This window comes from Mesorhizobium sp. M2A.F.Ca.ET.037.01.1.1 (genome assembly GCF_003998075.1).
Lineage (GTDB): Bacteria > Pseudomonadota > Alphaproteobacteria > Rhizobiales > Rhizobiaceae > Mesorhizobium.
Window position 1 is genome coordinate 1 of the sequence record NZ_RZSA01001637.1, and the last position, 697, is coordinate 697.

Consider the following 697-nt stretch of genomic DNA (forward strand, 5'->3'; position numbering starts at 1 on the left):
GAGCTCCGGAATGTCGAGGTCGTCGGCGAGCGCGACCACGCGCTCCGGCACATCGACCGTCTCGACATCCGGCACCTCGTCATGCTGGCGGGGCTGCGGCGCAGCCATCGGGGCCTGCGCCGGTTTGGCATGGGCGGAATAATCCGGGGCCGGCTCGTTGCGGTAAGCAGGCGCGGTCATCTGCAGCGGCGCTGAAGGCGCTGCCACCTGCACCGGCGCCGCTTGGGCCGGCTGTGCCGCAAATGAGGCTTGCACCGGCGGAGCGGCGGTCGGGGTCGAACGGCTCCAAGACCTTGTCTGCTCGACCGGCGTCGGATGCATCCATTCGGACGAATTTGCCGGAGACCTCGCGCTGGCGGCCGCCGCCTGCTCGGCCTCGATACTCCGGGCGAAAGCGGCGCCAAAGGCGTCGTCGTCGAAATCAATGTCCTGTTCGGCCGCCGAAGGTCCGGCGCTGGAGGGCTCGGCCTTGGCCGAGGCTGCAAAATCCTGGCGGTCGAGCTCGTTGGCGAGCAGGTCGTCCAGGTCGCTGTCGGCCGGCTGCGCGTCCTGCCGGTCCTGCGCCGGCTGGCGCTCGTCGAGATCCCAGTCGAGATCGTCGGCCGCCGTGTTCCCACCGGCGTGGCTCGCGGATTCCGCAACCAGCCGTGGCGCGGGAGCAGGCTCCTTGACCGTGGGCATAGGCCGTGCGGTCATG

At 70.2% G+C, this 697-nt stretch carries 1 pseudogene; it reads right to left on the minus strand.

Annotation, left to right across the window (positions count from 1 at the left end):
* A pseudogene (locus EOA27_RS38895) lies at positions 1-681 on the minus strand (SPOR domain-containing protein); the annotation flags it as partial.
* Positions 682-697: the final 16 nt, after the last annotated feature.